Source organism: Microcystis sp. M53598_WE2, from assembly GCF_030067735.1.
GTDB lineage: Bacteria > Cyanobacteriota > Cyanobacteriia > Cyanobacteriales > Microcystaceae > Microcystis > Microcystis aeruginosa.
The window spans coordinates 1-1,114 of record NZ_JASJFE010000496.1 but is presented as its reverse complement, the minus strand read 5'-3'; the positions used below and the strand labels follow the sequence as shown (position 1 = coordinate 1,114).

Below are 1,114 nucleotides of genomic sequence, written 5' to 3'. Positions count from 1 at the left end.
GCAGACTTTGCCATTCTAAAAGTACAGGAATCGGGATGTTAAGATGACGGGGAGCCTCTAGGGGTAGGGAAAGTTCGATCGCTTCAGTAACGGGTAGCTGCGGTAAGATATCCTGCATCTCGTATTGACCGACGTTAGCTGCTGGTGATTTTTCGGCAAAAGCATCCTTAGCCGCTAAAATTTCGCCTTTAGCTGTCGTTATCGTCAATCTTTCTCCATGGAGAAACTCAATCCCTTCAGGAAATCCCACCAAGCGCAAACTAATTTCTAGGGTTTCCCCATCCTTAATTCGTTTGAACAACACCACCTGCCAAGGACTACCTGTATCATCGCGCAAACTATGACGGGATTGATACAACAGCTGCCCTGGCCCCTCTAGCTGTTGTCGAGTTAGAGCTAGTGCAGACAAGGAAACATCAATCTCAAAGCTGATAAACAGCAAAAAACTCACGAGAACACAAAATAATAATAGAAATCGTTTCATAACTTTATTGACATAATAGATAAAATATGAGATCAACTTTGCACCCTTAGCCAAGCTAAGGCAATTGTATCGCCATATAGTTATACTAGCATACTGTTTAAAAGGGATAGGAGAGTGGGCAGCACCAAAGCTAGGTCGAGGAAGTTTGAGCATTTGTACTAAAATTTCCCATATGCAGTTTAAATGCAGTACAGCTGATCAAAAACTAAGGACACGGCTTCTGTGATAGCCTAGATGATTGGTGAAGCATAAACACGGCCAATCAATCAGATGGATTTTTTACTGGAAGTCGGTACAGAAGAACTACCCGCAGATTTTGTCGATAGCGCGATCGCACAATTGCAGGAAAGAGTTAGCAAGAGTTTAGAGACGGAATCTCTGGACGCGACTGCTATTCAAGTTTACGCAACCCCGCGCCGTTTGGCCGTGTTAATCACAGGATTACCGACGGAGCAAGAGGCTCGCAGCGAGGAGATCAAAGGACCGCCAGTTAGTGCCGCCTACAAAAATGGCCAAGTTACCCCCGCAGGTGAGGGTTTTGCTCGGAAACAGGGAGTTAGCACCGCTGCTTTCTTCATTCGTGCCACGGACAAAGGAGAATTTGTCTATATTGAAAAAACGATTCCGGGT

2 protein-coding genes are annotated in these 1,114 nt (G+C 45.2%); one reads left to right on the top strand and one right to left on the bottom strand.

What is annotated here, in order from left to right; translation table 11 throughout:
• Positions 1–484: DUF3122 domain-containing protein (locus PX636_RS10235; RefSeq protein WP_288117031.1), on the bottom strand; the 484-nt coding region annotated here is incomplete at its 3' end.
• 270 nt (positions 485–754) lie between these two features.
• Between PX636_RS10235 and PX636_RS10230 the strand changes: the two genes are divergently transcribed.
• Positions 755–1,114: glycine--tRNA ligase subunit beta (locus PX636_RS10230; protein WP_288117029.1), on the top strand; the 360-nt coding region annotated here is incomplete at its 3' end.